Annotated in this window: 17 protein-coding genes; 12 read left to right on the top strand and 5 right to left on the bottom strand. The window is 49.8% G+C overall.

Annotation, left to right across the window (positions count from 1 at the left end; genetic code table 11):
• The first annotated feature begins 6 nt into the window (after nucleotides 1-6).
• Both trpB and pdxR read left to right on the top strand, forming a co-directional pair.
• Nucleotides 7-1,200, top strand: a complete 1,194-nt coding sequence (trpB, locus tag ACFQZE_RS11520) for a tryptophan synthase subunit beta (protein WP_379356904.1) — start codon at nucleotides 7-9, stop codon at nucleotides 1,198-1,200.
• A 98-nt stretch (nucleotides 1,201-1,298) separates the two neighbouring features.
• Entirely contained in the window at nucleotides 1,299-2,858 is a 1,560-nt protein-coding gene (gene pdxR, locus ACFQZE_RS11515; protein WP_379356902.1) for a MocR-like pyridoxine biosynthesis transcription factor PdxR, read from the top strand.
• Nucleotides 2,859-2,944: 86 nt separating this feature from the next.
• On the opposite strand, the gene ACFQZE_RS11510 is transcribed toward pdxR, so the two are convergent.
• Complete coding sequence (locus ACFQZE_RS11510; RefSeq protein ID WP_379356900.1) at nucleotides 2,945-3,505, bottom strand: C40 family peptidase; 561 nt, start codon at nucleotides 3,503-3,505, stop codon at nucleotides 2,945-2,947.
• A 258-nt stretch (nucleotides 3,506-3,763) separates the two neighbouring features.
• Here ACFQZE_RS11510 and ACFQZE_RS11505 point away from each other — a divergent pair, with 258 nt between their 5' ends.
• The 6 genes from ACFQZE_RS11505 (at nucleotide 3,764) to ACFQZE_RS11480 (ending at nucleotide 7,808) form a co-directional block, all read left to right on the top strand.
• Nucleotides 3,764-4,060 carry a LiaF transmembrane domain-containing protein gene (locus ACFQZE_RS11505; RefSeq protein ID WP_379356898.1) on the top strand — a complete coding sequence of 99 codons (297 nt, stop codon included), beginning with the start codon at nucleotides 3,764-3,766 and terminating at the stop codon, nucleotides 4,058-4,060.
• 29 nt (nucleotides 4,061-4,089) lie between these two features.
• Nucleotides 4,090-4,767: a PspA/IM30 family protein gene (locus ACFQZE_RS11500; RefSeq protein WP_379356896.1), complete on the top strand. Its 678-nt coding sequence runs from the start codon at nucleotides 4,090-4,092 to the stop codon at nucleotides 4,765-4,767.
• Nucleotides 4,764-5,267 (top strand): PspC domain-containing protein, encoded by a 504-nt coding sequence (locus tag ACFQZE_RS11495; protein ID WP_379356894.1) that lies wholly within the window; start codon nucleotides 4,764-4,766, stop codon nucleotides 5,265-5,267. The genes ACFQZE_RS11500 and ACFQZE_RS11495 overlap by 4 nt, the downstream gene beginning before the upstream one ends.
• Before the next feature lie 4 nt (nucleotides 5,268-5,271).
• On the top strand, nucleotides 5,272-5,988 hold the full coding sequence (locus ACFQZE_RS11490) for a PspA/IM30 family protein (protein ID WP_379356892.1): 717 nt from the start codon (nucleotides 5,272-5,274) through the stop codon (nucleotides 5,986-5,988).
• A 140-nt stretch (nucleotides 5,989-6,128) separates the two neighbouring features.
• Nucleotides 6,129-7,130, top strand: coding sequence for a histidine kinase (locus ACFQZE_RS11485; RefSeq protein WP_379356890.1), 1,002 nt, complete (start codon nucleotides 6,129-6,131; stop codon nucleotides 7,128-7,130).
• Nucleotides 7,131-7,157: 27 nt separating this feature from the next.
• On the top strand, nucleotides 7,158-7,808 hold the full coding sequence (locus ACFQZE_RS11480) for a response regulator transcription factor (RefSeq protein ID WP_379356888.1): 651 nt from the start codon (nucleotides 7,158-7,160) through the stop codon (nucleotides 7,806-7,808).
• Here the strand turns inward: ACFQZE_RS11480 and mobB are convergent.
• Entirely contained in the window at nucleotides 7,805-8,350 is a 546-nt protein-coding gene (gene mobB / locus ACFQZE_RS11475) for a molybdopterin-guanine dinucleotide biosynthesis protein B (RefSeq protein WP_379356886.1), read from the bottom strand. The genes ACFQZE_RS11480 and mobB overlap by 4 nt on opposite strands.
• A gap of 238 nt (nucleotides 8,351-8,588) precedes the next feature.
• Between mobB and ACFQZE_RS11470 the strand changes: the two genes are divergently transcribed.
• The gene (locus ACFQZE_RS11470; RefSeq protein WP_379356884.1) at nucleotides 8,589-9,911 is read left to right on the top strand and encodes a molybdopterin molybdotransferase MoeA; all 1,323 of its coding nucleotides are present in this window, start codon (nucleotides 8,589-8,591) and stop codon (nucleotides 9,909-9,911) included.
• A gap of 223 nt (nucleotides 9,912-10,134) precedes the next feature.
• Here ACFQZE_RS11470 and ACFQZE_RS11465 read toward each other — a convergent pair whose 3' ends face one another.
• The gene (locus ACFQZE_RS11465) at nucleotides 10,135-11,118 is read right to left on the bottom strand and encodes a hypothetical protein (RefSeq protein WP_379356882.1); all 984 of its coding nucleotides are present in this window, start codon (nucleotides 11,116-11,118) and stop codon (nucleotides 10,135-10,137) included.
• A gap of 151 nt (nucleotides 11,119-11,269) precedes the next feature.
• Nucleotides 11,270-11,689 (bottom strand): hypothetical protein, encoded by a 420-nt coding sequence (locus ACFQZE_RS11460; RefSeq protein WP_379356880.1) that lies wholly within the window; start codon nucleotides 11,687-11,689, stop codon nucleotides 11,270-11,272.
• 97 nt (nucleotides 11,690-11,786) lie between these two features.
• Here ACFQZE_RS11460 and ACFQZE_RS11455 point away from each other — a divergent pair, with 97 nt between their 5' ends.
• Nucleotides 11,787-12,629, top strand: a complete 843-nt coding sequence (locus tag ACFQZE_RS11455; RefSeq protein WP_379356878.1) for a hypothetical protein — start codon at nucleotides 11,787-11,789, stop codon at nucleotides 12,627-12,629.
• Nucleotides 12,630-12,758: 129 nt separating this feature from the next.
• On the opposite strand, the gene ACFQZE_RS11450 is transcribed toward ACFQZE_RS11455, so the two are convergent.
• Nucleotides 12,759-12,941 carry a hypothetical protein gene (locus tag ACFQZE_RS11450; RefSeq protein WP_379356876.1) on the bottom strand — a complete coding sequence of 61 codons (183 nt, stop codon included), beginning with the start codon at nucleotides 12,939-12,941 and terminating at the stop codon, nucleotides 12,759-12,761.
• Between the two features lie 196 nt (nucleotides 12,942-13,137).
• Between ACFQZE_RS11450 and zwf the strand changes: the two genes are divergently transcribed.
• On the top strand, nucleotides 13,138-14,694 hold the full coding sequence (gene zwf / locus ACFQZE_RS11445; protein WP_379356874.1) for a glucose-6-phosphate dehydrogenase: 1,557 nt from the start codon (nucleotides 13,138-13,140) through the stop codon (nucleotides 14,692-14,694).
• Between the two features lie 60 nt (nucleotides 14,695-14,754).
• Nucleotides 14,755-16,341 (top strand): peptide chain release factor 3, encoded by a 1,587-nt coding sequence (locus ACFQZE_RS11440; RefSeq protein ID WP_379356872.1) that lies wholly within the window; start codon nucleotides 14,755-14,757, stop codon nucleotides 16,339-16,341.
• Nucleotides 16,342-16,412 lie beyond the last annotated feature (71 nt).

Here is a 16,412-nt window from a genome sequence, read left to right as displayed (position 1 = left end):
TGTAAGATGAGCGTGGTACAGGTAACCAGTGACGGAATTTTTGGAGACGAACACGAGTTTTTTGGCGGAAGTTATGTTCCAGACGAGTTGAAATCTGCACTGGACAAGCTGGATAGAGCATTTAATCAATATAAGGATGATCCCGAGTTCGAAAGGGAATTTCAATATTATTTGAAGGAGTATGTCGGCAGGCCAAGTCCGCTTTATTTGGCAGAGCGGCTGACCAAGGAATTGGGCGGAGCCAAAATCTATTTGAAGCGGGAAGATTTAAATCATACCGGTTCCCATAAAATCAACAATACAATAGGACAAGCTCTCTTAGCCAAAAGGATGGGGGCTAAGCGGATTATCGCCGAAACGGGGGCGGGGCAGCATGGAGTCGCAACTGCAACGGTGTGCGCATTGCTGAACATCCCATGTACAATCTATATGGGCGAGGTCGATATGTTGCGACAGCAGCTCAATGTGTTCCGCATGGAGATGCTTGGCGCAAAAGTCGTACCGGCCAAATTGGGCAATCGCACGCTTAAAGAAGCGGTGGACGAAGCGCTAATCGACTTTTCGACCAGTTACGAGCATACCTTTTATTTATTGGGGTCGGCTGTAGGGCCTCATCCTTTTCCGCTTATGGTCCGGCACTTTCAATCCATAATAGGACGCGAGGCCAAAGAGCAGTTTTTAGAGAAGGAAGGCCGTCTTCCTGACCTCATTATGGCTTGCGTAGGCGGTGGATCGAACGCGATCGGCTTGTTCCATCCGTTTGTTGAACATGCGGAAGTCGCCATCGTAGGGGTAGAGCCTGGAGGACAGGGGCTCGAAACGGGGATTCACGCTGCTCCTCTCAGTACAGGGAAGCCTAAAGTCATTCACGGTTTCAAATGTTACGTCATGGACGACGAGGAGAAATGCCATTCCATTGCGGCAGGTCTGGATTACCCCGGCGTTGGCCCGGAACATAGCTATTATAAATATACGGGGCGAGCCAACTATGTCGCCGTAACCGATGAAGAGGCTTTGTCCGCATTTTTGAAGCTGTCCAAAACGGAAGGAATCATCCCTGCTTTGGAAAGCGCCCATGCAGTTGCATACGCCATCAAAGCGGCAGGGGCGATGGATAGCGATCAAAGCATCATTGTTTCGATATCTGGACGCGGAGACAAAGACGTGGCGCAAGTGTTCGATCTTCTTAAAAACAGATAAAGCTGCACTATTTATCATAAGTTGAATAGCGTTACTCTATACGCGCCTCCGGTTGCTTTTTGAACCGGGGGCTAATCCATCTTACAGGGGGTGAAGGCATGCGTGAATTATGGATTTCAGTAGATAAATATTCGAATATTCCACTTCATGTACAAGTCAGCGAAGCCATTAAGCTCATCATTTCAAAAGAGATGATCGGCACGGGAGACGCGATTCCTTCCTCCCGTTTATTGGCGGAGCAGCTTGATATATCCCGTACCGTTGTTCTGCAAGCCTACGAGCAGTTGCAAGCGGAAGGATTTTTGACGATGAAGCGGGGAGCGGGGACCTTCGTGACAAATCCTTTTGAGCACCATGGAGGCCCGGACGTTGCGGCAGCGATCGAAACCGAAATCAGTTATGACGACTTTACTCGCATTCCGACCATTGCGGACAATGTACATTTTCCAATAGAAGATCAAGACGAGAGATCGCAGCAGACGATCATCGACTTCCGCCATGGCATTCCGGCTTGGGGCACCTTCCCTATGGACAAGTGGAAAAAAGCTTTAATGGAAGCATGCCACATGGCAACTCCGGAGACGCTATCGTATGGTTCAGCTGCCGGTTCACAGGCGTTGCTTGAAGAAATTGCGAGACTCGTTCGCGCGACGAGATCCATTCCGGCTATGCCGGAGCAAATCGTTATTACGACCGGCGCTACTCAAGCGCTTGATATATTGGCCCGAATGTTTTTAACAAAAGGGGAGCAAGTGCTGGTAGAAGACCCGACACATCCTGTACTGCGTGAAATATTCGCTTACTCAGGCGCAGAAGTGATCCCGGTGCAAGTGGACCAAGAAGGATTTTGCGTAAAACAGCTCAGCGAATATCGGAAAAAAGGCAAGTCGTCGACTAAGCATAAAACTCCGAAGCTGGTTTATGTTACCCCATCTCATCAGTTTCCATTAGGAGAGACTATGTCATTAAAGCGCAGAGTAGAGCTGCTGGGCTGGGCGAGGCAAACAGGGGCGATTATTATTGAAGACGACTATGACAGCGAATATCGTTATGTAGGGCAAAAGGTTTCCGCGCTTGCGGGTTTGGATTCCGCCGGAAGAGTCATCTATGTCGGCAGCTTCAGCAAAACGTTGTTTCCTGCGCTCCGAATAGGGTACGCGATTTTGCCGCCTGCTCTTATCGAGCCTTTCCTTGCCATCAAATGTATTACCGATCGAATGACCCCAACCATCGAGCAGGAGGCATTGGCGGAGTTTATTCGGGGCGGGCAATTTGCCAAGCACGTTCATACGATGGGAAAGCTGTACGCGTCGCGCAGAAAAAGTCTTGTATCCGCTTTGGAGAAACATTTTGGCGGACGGGCGCGCTGTTTTGGAGATGAGGCAGGCTTGCATATGCTAATTGAAATGGATACGAGAGCAAGTGAAGGGGATATTGCGGAACGTGCCAAAGGATACGGCGTCAAAGTTTATCCGGCATCTGGCTACTACATAAAAAACAAACCGTCCAACGCCACTTTTTTACTAGGCTACGCCAATTTAAGCGAAACAGATATTTATTCCGGCATTAAGCTGGTAGCGAGAGCCGAAAAAGAATTAACCTCTGGTGAAGCAGGAGATGCCGGCAAGCATACAGCGACAATAAAGAGGCTTAAATGAAGGAGTTTAGGCAATAAAATGATAATCGCCGAAGGAACGCGATGTTCCTTCGGCGATTTCGTTTTTTCAGCGTATACAGAGTCAGACTACAGAGCGCTGCCGCCAAAGATCATCCGGTGTTCCCACTGTGTGCCTTTGATGGAGTCGACACGAACGCCGCCGCTTTGTTTGGAATACGTATGCATCACTTTGCCGTTACCTAAATAAACGCCAACATGAGTTACCTTTTGTTTCGACTTATTTAGTTTGGAGTAGCTGGAAGCAGAAGAACCTTTATAGGACATAAAGAACACCAAGTCGCCGCGCTTTAAGCTGGACCAGCTTGTTTTAACCGTTGAATTCTTTTTCACATATGCTGCTTGTGTTGCGGATGAGCCTGGCAGAGTTTTACCTGCCGCTTGCTTGAAGATATGCTTTACGAAATCGGAGCAATCGAATGTCTTCGTTGTGTTGCGGTTGGATCCGAATTCATAAGGCGTACCCAAGTACTTTCCGCCGAGTTTGATTGCAGCCTCGACTTTGGATGAACTGGAAGCCGAAGCAGCGTAAGCGTGTTCACTTACAGAATATTGAGTTACGCCTGTCGTAAGCAATGCGGCAGTTACGATTCCGGCGACAATTGTTTTTTTGAATAAAGTTGGTTTCATAAGTGCACCTCCTGGTTGGTAGCTATACCGTAACATAGGCTTTGCAAGCGTTTTAAGCTGTAAAAACTGGTACTTCACCCAATTCGGCCTCCAAAGTCCGAGGTGTGACTCGACCAAGGTCTAGTTCAGAAACCGTCGAAAGTCTGTTTTATAAAGGGTTTGATCCATCTATACTAAGTACATAAGCAAGAGCAGCAACACATAACGCATGAACGATTATGAAGAAATTCTAATAGAAGAAAGGAGTGAATTTTGGTCATGAATGGAAAAAGCGCATTGGGTGTAATGCTTATTGTTGTAGGCGCGCTTGCCGTATTGAACTTCTTCGACCTGAATCTCGGAGGGATCATCAGCTTCCTGCTTCCGTTTATCTTGATTGGATTCGGCATCGTCGGATGGATGAACAATAAGAAGACGGTTGGCGGAATCTTGATTGTCATCGGCGCCGTTGTGCTATTGGGTAAACTAGGCGGATGGCTAATGCTGCTGCTGGCCGTGGGATTGATTGCAGGCGGAGTTTCCTTATTCAAGTCGAATAAAAGGAAATCTTATTAATAGAGAATACTGGATCGGGAGGACATATAATGAGCATTGCGAGACGCATTCGTGATATCACAGTCGCTACTTTGAACGAGAGATTGGAGAAAGCGGAAGATCCAGTTCGGATGATCGATCAATTCCTATGGTCAACGAGGGAAGAGATTATTCAAGCGGAAAAGCTGCATCAGCAATATGCCGCACATAGCAATCACTTAAGAGCGCAATGGCTGCAAGCAGAGGCTCAAAAGGAACGCCGTGAACAGCAAGCGATGACAGCTCTGAAGGCTGGAGAAGAAAATATGGCCCGAATCGCCTTGCACGAGAAGGCAAGCTGCGAAGAGAGGGCTGCTCAATATAGAGAGCTTTATGAGCAAAGCAAACAAAATACGCTTGATCTGGAAGAACAATTGCGCGAGATGCGCAGTGAATATCAAACGGTATACGATAAGCGTGAATACTATGCGGCTCGCATGGAGTCGATTCGCCTTCAGCAGCGCATGAACAGCAGATTGAACGGCGGAGGCGGCGCACAGCCGGGATCCATGTTCCGCCAGATGGAAGATCGCATTAACGATATGGAGCAAGAAGCAAAAAGTTTGCGCGACGTTCGCAGAATGGGACAAGAGTTTCAACAGGACGGGCTCGGCCATACGGTTAAATCGGTCATTGAACGTGAGCTTGAGGATCTGAAGCGCAAATTGGAGAAGGAGGGCTGGGCTTGAGTAAATTTTATCGATCCAGACGTGACAAAAAAATTCTTGGCCTATGCGGCGGGCTTAGCGAGACGTTGAATGTGGATGCGACGCTTATCCGTATTCTGCTGATCATCATTACGCTGATTACAAGCGGCGTAGTCATTGTTATCTATCTCATTGCTGGCTTGGTCGTCCCTAAAGAACCGCCGGTCTACGGCGGGTACGGCCCTCAAGGCAATGGATACGGCCAAGCCGGGGGATTTAACGGCGGTTTTGGTGGAAATGGCGGATTCGGTGGAAACGGCGGCTTTGGCGGCAGTTTCGGCCCGCAAAACGGTCCTGCCGGCCCATTCAACCAACCGGGACCTCATTCATCCGCTCCAAATTGGGGCGCGCCGTATGGCAAAGAAGAGCCGGCATCGAACTCCCAATTTGATAGCATGATGGATGATTTGGAGAAAAAGGCATTGCGTCGCGAAATCGAAGAACTGAAAGCCAAACTAGCGAAATACGAGAAGGGAGAATAACAATATGGGAATCTTTAAACGTATGAAGGATATGACAAAAGCATCTTTGAACGAGGTACTCGACAAACTGGAAGATCCGGTTGTTATGTTGAATCAATACTTGCGCGATATGGAGCTTGAAATTCATCAAGCTGAAGTCACGGTTGCGAAACAGATGGCGAACGAGCGCCGCATGAAGCAGCGTCTGGAGGACTCCGTACGCAACGCGGCAGAGCGCGAGTCGAAAGCGGAAGCGGCACTTCGCGCAGGACAAGAAGACTTGACTCGCAAGCTGCTGGAAGAAAAGCTGTACTTTGACCAAAAGGTGACGGAATACATCGATTTGCACGCTCAAACGAAGAGTCAAGCGGAAGAGCTTCTGCAACAGCTCCATGGCATGAAAGAAGAGTTTTACCAGCTTCGCAACAAGCGCAACGAATTGGTTTCCCGCGCTCAAGTGGCAAAAGCACAAAAGCAAATGGCTCAATTGACATCCAACCACACAATCGACAGCGGTACAGCGTCGCGCGGTTTCCACCGCATGGAAGAGAAAATTATGCAATTGGAAGCGGAAGCCGACGTACTGCGCACTCCGTACTCCTATAGCGGCAGCTCTTCCCAACCGGTTAGCACGGTTGACCTTGAGAAGCGGATTAAAGTCGACGAGCAGCTAGAAGCTCTGAAAAGTAAATTAAACGGTGCAAATGCACCTGCTGGCACAAACGCTCCAGAAACGAAATAACCCATATTTAAGCCAAAGAAAGCGGCGGGTCGGTAATCCGGCCTGCTCTTTCTTGCATTTATGGGGTAAAATGAATGTAAGCCGCATGATCCGCGCTGGAGAGGAGAGGGCGGAGAAAGCTACATAAGGAGCTATAAAGTATGCACAATAGGCAAGAGCAAGAGAGTCGGGAGCAAGTAAATGCAAGAAGACGCAATACGGTGGAGAGCATTTTGTGGCTCCTTATCATTTTTAGCCTTGTTGTTATTGTGCTTGCTGGACTGGATGTATTTGAGCTTTTTCTTTTGAAAGGGAAGTGGGCTGTTGTCGGCCTTAGTATAGTAGGCGTCGGTCTTGCCGCCGCCGCACTGAACGGCTATTTGCAAAACTCCAAGCTGAAGGCGGCTATCAAAAGATTGAGCGAACAGCAGCTGAAACGGCCTTATGCAGTTACGCTTAACCGTTCCGATGATGAGCATGACGAAGAAGCGGAGGGTCACGCCAGCGATCCGAAATGGAAAGAAAAGGTGAGGTTCACTGCCGTTATCGAAGAGCGTCAGCGGCTAGCAAGAGAATTGCATGATGCGGTTAGCCAGCAGTTGTTCGCAATTTCGATGACCGCGACCGCGGTTAGCCGAACCATCGAACGAGACTGGGAGCGCGCAAAGCGCCAGGTGCAGCTCATCGAAGAGATGGCAGCTGTTGCCCAATCGGAAATGAGAGCGCTGCTGCTCCATCTTAGGCCCGTTCATTTGGAAGGCAAAAATTTGGGGCAAGCGTTGTCCGCACTTGTCGATGAACTGAAGCAAAAGGTGCCGATGGATATTGTTTTGGAAGTCGATGAGTCGATTGCCTTACTGCCGCAAGCCGAAGATCATTTGTTCCGTATTGCTCAAGAAGCCCTATCCAATACTCTTCGCCACTCGAAAGCGAACAGTATGAGAATTAGACTGCTTAGAATTGATAATCGGGTTCATATGACGATGCAGGACAGCGGAGTAGGATTTGATCTGGAGGCGAAAAAACAGACATCCTACGGACTTCTAACGATGGAAGAGAGGGTCAACGAGCTAGGAGGCGCGCTGCAAATGCTGTCGCAGCCAGGCGAGGGGACAACCATTCATCTGTGGGTGCCAATAGAAAAAAATGCTCCGAACGGCTAAAGCGAATAACAGAGAGGAGAGGAATTTGTGGAACAAGCGATTAAAGTGCTTTTGGTAGACGATCATGAAATGGTGAGAATCGGGCTGGCGGCCGTTCTGGATACGGAAGAAGGCATTGAGGTTGTCGGAGAAGCCAGCAACGGCATAGACGGCATTCGGCTTGCGCAGTCCTATAAACCGGACGTTGTGCTAATGGATTTGGTGATGGAGGGAATGGACGGCATTGAAACAACGGCAAAGCTGCTGGAAACACATCCCGAATGCAAAGTGATCGTGCTCACGAGCTTTATTGACGACAGCAAAATATATCCTGTCATTGAGGCGGGGGCGTTCAGTTATTTGCTCAAAACGTCTAGGGCAAGCGAAATTGCCGAGGCGATCCGCGCGGCGGCCAGAGGCCAATCCGTACTGGAGTCGCAAGTAGCCGCCAAAATGATGAACCGATTCCGCGCGCCGAAGCAGCAGGAGCAGGCTCCGCTTCATGATGATTTGACTGAACGGGAAATGGACGTGCTGAAACGAGTTGCTCAAGGCAAATCGAATCAGGAAATTGCCGATGAGCTGTTTATTGGCGTCAAAACGGTGAAGTTCCATGTGACGAACATTTTCAACAAGCTGCAAGTCGACGACCGCACACAGGCGGCCATCTACGCGCATAAACAAGGAATTGCGGATTAGTTTATCGTTTTTGAAATCTGGTTAATCATTTCGTTATAGTCGTTGAGGTCGAATTGGGGAATTGTAGACAGCTGATCGTTAATGGCACCGGCATGGCTTGTTATTGCGGACCGGACTTCAGGCCACAAGGCAAGTGCGATAGGAGCGACAAGCTGTTCCGCCAAGGCTAGGTGGGCGATTTCACGAAGGAGAATGATTTTGGGATAGGGAGCGTTTTTGAACCCCTCCACCAAAATAAGATCAACGGCGCCTTCCATTGCGCTGACAAGATCGTCTAAAGTGTCGCCGCCCTTTTTAAGTATGGCGGTATGGCTGGAGGACGAGATGGCGGTAATATCAGCACCTGCCGCCTGATGACGCCATGTATCCGTACCCGGCTGATCCATATGAAATTCATGTCCGTCATGTTTGATCGTTCCTACCCGATATCCTTTTTCCTTGTAAAATTCCGTTAGCCGGCAAACCAATGTGGTTTTGCCGGTATTTTTGTATCCGACGATTTGAAGGATGCGGGGGCGCTGCTTTTCAGTTGGTTGACTCAAGTTTCAAGCCTCCTTGCCGGTAGATGGTTGATGGTTTGGATGTGGGAGCTTTGTTATCCGTCCAAAGCACATTTTGATACAGAAATTCTTTCGATATGGACAAGTGTATCATACTAGCGGTTGCTGGTTTAGTGAGCTTGCGCTCAGACTTGTTTAATCTGTAAGTGGAAATAAGCTGTGGTACAATATGGAGTGGAAGTATTCATGGGTCGGATAACGTTGGCGGGGGAGAATCGGGATGGATCATTCGGTTCGGAATGAAACAAAAGGGGACGGCCGGTTTCGCCGCCGGACGGTAAAAGTGGAGGAGGCGCAGCGGCTGCTGCTTGCCGCAGCTAAGGAGAAGCTTGCCGCCAGCGAGCGGGTGCCGCTGGCGGAATGCGGCGGCCGCCGTCTCGCTGAGCCGCTGCGCGCGACATGCGACTGGCCGCCCTTCGCGCGCTCGGGGCTAGACGGCTATGCCGTGCGCGCGGCAGATACAACGCTAGCGTCGCCGGAGAGCCCGGCGGCGCTGCGCGTCATAGGAACGGTCGCGGCGGGCGGGCTCGCCCTTGCGGCCGTGGAGCCGGGCACAGCCGCGCGCATTATGACGGGCGCGGCTGTGCCTGAAGGGGCGGATGCGGTCGTCATGCTGGAGCAGACCGCAGAAGCCATGCTGGCCGGAGGCGAGGAGGCGGTGCTGGTGAAAGCCGCCGCCTCTCCCGGCCAGCATGTGGCGCCCCGAGGCGAGGAGTTCCGCCTCGGGAGCCCCGTTGTCGAGCCCGGCACGTTGTTGCGGCCGGGTCATATCGCTTTGCTCGGCACGTTCGGCTATGCCGCCGTGCCGGTCTACTCGCGCCCCCGTGTGGCGGTATACGCCACGGGCAGCGAGCTGCTCCCGGTCGAGGCGGAGCTCTCGCCGGGGAGGATTCGCGACAGCAACAGCGCCATGGTCGCGGCTATGATCCGGCAATGCGGAGGAGAGCCGCTCCTCTGCGGCACTTTGCCCGACGAAGCGGAAGCTATCGCTTCGGCATTTGCAGCCATTAGACAGGGCGTGGACCTCATTGTTACCACTGGAGGAGTATCCGTTGGCGATTTTGATGCAATGGCGGAGCTGTTCCGCAAAATGGAGATCGATAGCGAGCCTGGCTATCCGGACAAATCTGGCAGGCTGCTGTTCAATCGTGTCGCCATGCGGCCAGGCAGTCCTACCTCCGCAGCTCTAATTGATGGGCTGCCCATCATTGCACTCTCTGGCAATCCGGGAGCCTGCTTTGTTGGATTCCAATTGTTCGCAGCGCCTGTCATTCGCTTGCTTCAGGGAGACAACGAACCATTGCCGCCGGTTATTAAAGCCGTGTTATCTGCCGATATTGGAAAAGGCAGCCCTCATGTCCGCTATGTAAGAGCTAAAATCCGCTATGGAGAGGACGGCAGGCTGGCAATCGCGCCGCTGACATTTGGCAAGTCCAGCATGACGGCATCTATTTCAGAGGCGGATGGGCTGGCTCTCATTCCTTCTGGCTCACGAGGAGCAGAGGCGGGGGACCTGGTGGAAGTTGTTCTGTTACCCCGATAAATGCATTTGTTCACTACAAGCTCACTAGGCGTAGACGTGGGGAACCTGGTGGAAGTTGTTCTGGTGCCCCGATAAATGCATTTGTTCACTACAAGCTCACGAGGCGTAGACGTGGGGGACCTGGTGGAAGTTGTTCTGCTACCCCGATAAATGCATTTGTTCACTACAAGCTCGCAAGGCGCAGATGCGTGGGACCTGGTGGAAGTCGTCCTGTGTTTGCCCGTTAAACGTATTTATTCAATACAGCGCCGCGAATTGGAAGTGGGAAGTAGGCTTGCGCGGAGCCATAGTACATTGCGTACGGGTAGGCAGAGAAAAAAGGTTGGCGAAGCAGCTCAACAGGCTTAAACCGCTCGGAATACGACAGCGCGTGTTTAAGCTCGTTAAGCCATCCATCCGCTCCTAACAACAATCTTCGCGCAGCTTCTACAGGTTGATTTGCCGCACTATTCTTCGCATGATCTGCACGACTCTTAGAATGATCCGCACTACTCTTAGAATGAACTGAACTATAACTTGGCAATTGATTGTTCCATTGCTCTAGCCCTTGATTGTTCCATTGCTCTAGCCCTTGATTGTTCCATTGATCTAGTCCTCGATTGTTCCATTGCTCGAACTCTTGATTATTCCATTGCTCGAGCCCTTGATTACTCTGTTGCTCGAACTCTCGACTGCCCCATTGATCAAGCATTTGTTCCCTCTTTTGAAGGGATGTGCGATGAAAAGTTGACTCTCTATTCCCGCGCTCGCTATTTTGCCCCTTCGAGGGCGAGAAGCTGGGCGTGCTCTTCTCATCCTTCAGATTAAACGCCGAAACGGCAGGATGGCGCAGGGCGAGCTCCATCGCTTCCCAAATTTCGGGCTTAAGCCAAGTTTGATGGGAGCGGTATACTTGTCCCAACTGCAGGATTATCCCCTTTATTTGAGCAAGACTTGATTCCAGTACAGCTCGGTCTTCTATCCCCCCGTTTCTGCCAAGCTTCTGTAAAAGATCATCTATGTTTTTACTAGCTCGGCCTACCTCATTCAGCCATGAAGCAACGCTGGCTGCCGCCTTGTGGTATCCCTCTTGCTCTTCAAAAGACCGGACGTTCCCGTTCATTTCGGATGACTGCAAACGATAAGCTGCAGATCGTAGCGACGGCTGGATCATGATATATTGTTTCGATTGTTCAATGTTGCGAATGGAACGAATGTAGCCGGACATTTTATTTAATTTCCTCCTACAACAAGATACTGCCAGCATAAAGGAACGAGATTGCAAAGACTGGCGAACGGCAGGGGCGATATCTATCGATTCCTGGCGAAATACGTCCCTGCAACCCGTTCAATATTCAGCTTTTGGCCGTGTATGTCGATTAGTCGATCGGCAGCAGAAATTGAATCTCATCCAAATGAAGCTTAATCGCCGGCTCGTTGAAAACAGGTTCCTTTTCCAATGAAGGATTATGCGTTGAAGCAGCGTATTTACTAGGAGATGGTTTACTTTTTCTGGTAGAAAGTTTGGATGAAGCGGCTGACGCTTTTTTGTGTTTACCGCCTTTTTTAGAAGCAGCCCCATTCTGAGGGGGTTCCTCTTGCCTTTGAATTTCCACCGAATCTGGCTCATGCGCGTTCGTCCAGCCGCCCCCATAAAGGTTTTGCGTCATATATAAATGTTCGTTTCGGCATAGTTTCAATACCCCGACGTATCGGATGCCGGATTTCAGTATTGCGCATACAGGCAGGCCGCAGTAATTCGAGATGACTTCTTGTTTTAACGGATAAATCGGTTCCATTTCCGCTTCTCTCCCTTGCTTTCATCTTGTTGCAACCAGTGTATTCAGGGAGTAGGCGGATGTGTGTAAGCTATTTGTGACAAGGGGGCTGACAAGCATGTATATGCCAAATCGAATGACAAATAAGCCGCATTTGGATGGAGCGCCGAATGAGAGCCGAAAAAAGCCGCCAAATAAAAAGCTAGGGGCGCTTGCCTCTGCCTTGATTTTGCTGCCTTTGCTCATCATACCCGCTATGTCGCTTACCGAATCCAATAAGAGCGTTAAAGCGGAGCATGAATTGCTTTATGATTTGGGTACACTTTGGAAATGGGGAGACGAAGTGTTTGAAGGCGGCTCCGCCACAGCCGATTGGCAGATTAGATGGAATGCGGAAGATGTAGAGGCACAGATGCTGGATTCTATTGATGAAGCCATTTATTATGATTCGGAAGGCCAAGCAACGGACAAAACAATTACAACAGACGGAGCAACGATGCGCGGCGACGTTTCCAGACTTGGAGGGGTAGTGTCTATTCATTTCACGGAACGGTCGGAGACGCGGGGCTCGTATTTTATAACCCTAGAGTCGGGTGGCGCAAAAGGCGGCAGTGAGGAGGAACTGGAGCGGGCTGCTGCGGAAATATCTAGAGTGGTGGGGGCTCATCAGCCGAAGTTTACGTCAAGCATAAAGGCGTATGCCTTTACCGATAAAAAGGACGCCGTCAAAGAAATTCAAAGGCTGTCGCAAGGCAAGCTGCTGGATGACTATCGGGACGGAGGAACCCAAGTAGCTACGCTGGGCTCGGATTTGTTGTTTTTGAGCGAGAAGCTATCCCCCCGAAAAACCGCAAATGTACAAATATCCGCTCATGAAAACACGGAACGCAAAGGGATAGAGCTTACGCTCGGGGTCCCGTTATTGACTGGGGAATTCGGATCTATTGGCGATAACCCTTAAGGGTTAATAAGGTGGTTAATAAGGGGTGAAAATTTTTGCTTTAAAAGATTTTTATCAATTTCTAATCAAAAAGCTAATCATTTTGAACATATTTTTATTAACTACGTCATTATTTTGTACTATGTTTGATTAATATTGTTCATCTGCGCACATAAAACTTAACGAATTATTAAAATGCTTTTTGGCTTTTGACGGCCGAAAATGAGCGCTTTCCAGCGTTTTTCCTTGGTTGCTTGAGCAAATGTATACGACACGATTGTCCGCTTTTCCTTGCCCGGTGGGCTTGTTTTGCTTAAATGGACGTATGCCCATTCGTCTTCTCCTTATTTTTAATCAGCACATTTGTCGTTTGCAAAATCTTCTTCCTTCGATTTGATCAGAAGAATTTGCACTACTCATCAGTATTTTTTATGGATGGTTGAATGGCGGATTAGGGTTGAATATGCTAAACTACATTACATGGTTTTCATGTATTTCGTATAAAAATTCAATAGAAAGAATGAGGCATATGACGTACAACACTCCTGTAGAATCCATTTCCCCAGAGGGCGCCGTTTATTACTTATTCGGTGCGACAGGCGATTTAGCCCGGCGCAAGCTCTTTCCGGCGTTGTTTAGCTTATATAAAGAAGGCAAGCTGTCTGAAAACTTTGCGGTCGTCGGACTTGCGCGCCGACCTCGCACAGACGAGCAGTTCCGCTCCGACTTGTACGATTCTATCAATGAGTTCTGCCGCTACAAAGCGGATGATCTGGAACTCTGGAACCGATTCACGGAGCATTTCGTCTACATGTCGCTTGACATAAATAATGTGGACGGTTTCCGCGAGCTGCAAAAGCTTTCGACGAAGCTGGACCAAAAATTCAATATTCCTGGCAACCGCCTGTTCTATTTGGCGCTGGCGCCATCGCTGTTCGGGCCGGTTTCATTTAACTTGCGCGACGGAGGCCTGCTGGAATCGCAAGGCTGGCACCGGTTGGTCATTGAGAAGCCGTTTGGCTACGACCTGCCTTCCGCAGAGAAGCTCAATGAACAATTGAACCAAGTGTTCAAGGAAGAAGAAATTTTCCGCATCGATCATTACTTGGGCAAGGAAATGGTGCAAAACATTCAAGTGATTCGTTTTGCCAATGCATTTTTTGAGCCATTGTGGAACAATAACCATATTGCGAATGTACAGATTACTCTTTCGGAAACGGTAGGAGTTGAGGAGCGGGGCGGTTATTACGACAAGTCCGGAGCGCTCCGCGACATGGGTCAGAACCATATGCTGCAAATGCTGACGATGATTGCGATGGAACCGCCAAGCCGTTTGCATGGCGAGGACATCCGCGACGAGAAGGTAAAGGTGCTTCGTTCCCTTCGAGGCTACACTTCGAGCGACGACGTCCGCAACAATGTCGTACGCGGGCAATATACGGAAGGCAGCTTTGGCAGCAAGCCGTTGCCGGGCTACCGTCAAGAAGATTCCGTGGATGCGGAGTCGACGACGGAGACGTATTTTGCAGCGAAGGTGTTTGTCGACAACTTCCGCTGGGCAGGCGTGCCTTTCTATATTCGTACGGGCAAACGTCTTCCGGTGAAGACGACAGAGGTCGTTGTAGAGTTCAAGTCGATGCCGCAAAACGTCTTGTTTGCACAGCGTCACGACCTTGCGCCTAACTTGCTCGTCATTCGGGTCAATCCGATGGAAGGCATCTATATTAAAATCAACGCCAAAAAGCCGGGAGCGGACAATGACGTTCAGCCCGTATCGATGGAGTTTTGCCAAAGCTGTATGGTCGGCATTAATACGCCGGAAGCTTATGAGCGTCTTATTCATGATGCGGCGCGCGGCGATTCCACTTATTTCACTCGTTGGGACGAAGTATCCCACGCATGGGCTTTCGTGGATCGAATTGCGCAGGCATGGCGCGAGGAAAAAAGCGATCTTGCCTTCTATCCGGCCGGAACTTGGGGACCGGAAGCGGCGAATCGATTGCTGGACGAAGAGGGCTTCCACTGGTGGCCGGTCAACGGCCAGGAAGAAGACAACGTCATTTGGGTAACGAACAGCGGCAAATAAGGCGGAAGAACACCGCCGGCCGCAGTGAACAGTTCCGTTGAATGTGAAAGGAAGTCAAGCATGAGTCAATCTATAATAGATGAAATAACGCAGGAAGTGGACAAAAGACGCACGTTTGCGATCATTTCCCACCCTGACGCAGGTAAAACAACGTTAACCGAGAAGCTCCTCCTATTTGGGGGAGCTATTCGGCTTGCAGGGTCGGTTAAAGCGCGTAAAGCTAGCCGGCATGCTACATCCGACTGGATGGAAATCGAGAAGCAACGGGGTATTTCCGTAACGTCTTCCGTTATGCAATTCGACTATTTAGGCCATCGGGTCAATATTCTCGATACACCGGGTCACCAAGATTTCTCCGAGGATACTTACCGGACCTTAACCGCTGCGGACAGCGCAGTCATGCTTATTGACGTCGCAAAAGGCGTCGAGGCGCAAACGATTAAGCTGTTCCAAGTATGCCGCAAGCGCGGTATTCCGATCTTTACGTTCATTAACAAGCTGGACCGCGAAGGGAAAAGCCCGTTTGAGCTAATGGAAGAGCTTGAGCAGGTGCTTGGCATTCGCTCTGTTCCGATGAACTGGCCGATCGGTATGGGCCGTGAGCTGAGCGGCGTTTATGACCGGATGAAATCGCAAGTGGAACTGTTTCAAGGAAACGATCATTCCACGATTGAAGTACGCAAAGTAACCGACTATAACGATCCCGTTATTCGCGAGATGGCGGGCGACTATTTGACGGATCAGCTTGTTTCGGAACTGGAGTTGCTCGATGTTGCGGGCGATCCTTTCGATTTCGAAAAAGTTCGGGCCGGAGAGCTGACGCCAATCTTTTTCGGAAGTGCGGTTAACAACTTTGGCGTGCAGACGTTTTTGGAAAATTTCCTTGAGCTTGCTCCCAAGCCAACTTCGCGCAACAGCGTGCAAGGAACTATTGAACCGACGAACGAGAAGTTCAGCGGCTATGTATTTAAAATTCAAGCCAATATGAATCCTGCCCACCGTGACCGGATTGCTTTCCTTCGGATTTGCTCGGGCCGCTTCGAGCGGGGCATGAGCGTCAAGCATGTACGCAACAAAAAAGAGATCAAGCTGTCGCAGCCTCAGCAGTTTTTGGCTCAGGACCGGGATATTGTCGAAACAGCTTATCCAGGCGACATTATCGGTCTATTCGATCCGGGCATATTCCGTATCGGCGACTCCTTGTCGCAAGGTATGGAGGTGGAGTTCGATGAGCTTCCAACTTTCTCTCCTGAAATCTTTTCAAAAGTAACGGTCAAAAACGCCCTGAAGCATAAGCAGTATCAAAAGGGGCTAGACCAGTTGACGGAGGAAGGCACGATTCAAGTGTTCTATTCTACCGGCAACTTCGACGAAACGATTTTGGGTGTAGTTGGCCATCTGCAATTTGAGGTGTTCGAGCACCGGATGCGCGCGGAATACGGAGTCGACATTCAACTGCACCGGATGTCATTCCAATTCGCAAGATGGATAGTGGACGAGAAGATCGACCCTTCTAAATTCCGGATCAACTCCACGCTCGTAAAAGACAAAAAAGGCAATTATGTTGCCTTGTTTGAAAACGAATATGCGATGAGAACGGCCATAGACAAAAATCCGACCTCCAAGTTTTTGGAGACGGCGCCATAAAGGAAACCTTTTCGAAAAATCCTTCCTTAAGGATCACTTGATCCTTTTGGAAGGATTTTTTTGCTTTTGTT

This window comes from Paenibacillus sp. GCM10027627 (assembly GCF_042675505.1).
Taxonomy (GTDB): Bacteria; Bacillota; Bacilli; order Paenibacillales; family Paenibacillaceae; genus Pristimantibacillus.
The sequence above is the reverse complement of the archived record's forward strand: the minus strand, read 5'-3'. Positions and strand labels throughout refer to the sequence as shown.

Coding starts and splice junctions, on each gene's coding strand:
- trpB (WP_379356904.1), top strand. CDS start 7: ATGAGCGTGGTACAGGTAACCAGTGACGGAATTTTTGGAGACGAACAC.
- pdxR (WP_379356902.1), top strand. CDS start 1,299: ATGCGTGAATTATGGATTTCAGTAGATAAATATTCGAATATTCCACTT.
- ACFQZE_RS11510 (WP_379356900.1), bottom strand. CDS start 3,505: ATGAAACCAACTTTATTCAAAAAAACAATTGTCGCCGGAATCGTAACT.
- ACFQZE_RS11505 (WP_379356898.1), top strand. CDS start 3,764: ATGAATGGAAAAAGCGCATTGGGTGTAATGCTTATTGTTGTAGGCGCG.
- ACFQZE_RS11500 (WP_379356896.1), top strand. CDS start 4,090: ATGAGCATTGCGAGACGCATTCGTGATATCACAGTCGCTACTTTGAAC.
- ACFQZE_RS11490 (WP_379356892.1), top strand. CDS start 5,272: ATGGGAATCTTTAAACGTATGAAGGATATGACAAAAGCATCTTTGAAC.
- ACFQZE_RS11485 (WP_379356890.1), top strand. CDS start 6,129: ATGCACAATAGGCAAGAGCAAGAGAGTCGGGAGCAAGTAAATGCAAGA.
- ACFQZE_RS11470 (WP_379356884.1), top strand. CDS start 8,589: ATGGATCATTCGGTTCGGAATGAAACAAAAGGGGACGGCCGGTTTCGC.
- ACFQZE_RS11465 (WP_379356882.1), bottom strand. CDS start 11,118: ATGTCCGGCTACATTCGTTCCATTCGCAACATTGAACAATCGAAACAA.
- ACFQZE_RS11460 (WP_379356880.1), bottom strand. CDS start 11,689: ATGGAACCGATTTATCCGTTAAAACAAGAAGTCATCTCGAATTACTGC.
- ACFQZE_RS11455 (WP_379356878.1), top strand. CDS start 11,787: ATGTATATGCCAAATCGAATGACAAATAAGCCGCATTTGGATGGAGCG.
- ACFQZE_RS11450 (WP_379356876.1), bottom strand. CDS start 12,941: ATGGGCATACGTCCATTTAAGCAAAACAAGCCCACCGGGCAAGGAAAA.
- zwf (WP_379356874.1), top strand. CDS start 13,138: ATGACGTACAACACTCCTGTAGAATCCATTTCCCCAGAGGGCGCCGTT.
- ACFQZE_RS11440 (WP_379356872.1), top strand. CDS start 14,755: ATGAGTCAATCTATAATAGATGAAATAACGCAGGAAGTGGACAAAAGA.